Source organism: Paenibacillus tyrphae (assembly GCF_024158745.1).
Lineage (GTDB): Bacteria > Bacillota > Bacilli > Paenibacillales > NBRC-103111 > Paenibacillus_G > Paenibacillus_G tyrfis_A.
Genome location: NZ_JAMZAW010000081.1, coordinates 1 through 314, shown reverse-complemented (window position 1 = coordinate 314; position 314 = coordinate 1). Strand labels below are relative to the sequence as shown.

1 rRNA gene is annotated in these 314 nt (G+C 55.4%); it reads left to right on the top strand.

Annotated elements, in window-relative coordinates:
• Window positions 1-314: ribosomal RNA gene (locus NI000_RS36605) — 16S ribosomal RNA — on the top strand; the annotation flags it as partial.

The window sequence follows — 314 nt, the reverse complement described above, 5'->3', positions numbered from 1 at the left end:
AGTTGGGCACTCTAAGTTGACTGCCGGTGACAAACCGGAGGAAGGTGGGGATGACGTCAAATCATCATGCCCCTTATGACCTGGGCTACACACGTACTACAATGGCCGGTACAACGGGAAGCGAAGTCGCGAGATGGAGCCAATCCTAAGAAAGCCGGTCTCAGTTCGGATTGCAGGCTGCAACTCGCCTGCATGAAGTCGGAATTGCTAGTAATCGCGGATCAGCATGCCGCGGTGAATACGTTCCCGGGTCTTGTACACACCGCCCGTCACACCACGAGAGTTTACAACACCCGAAGTCGGTGGGGTAACCG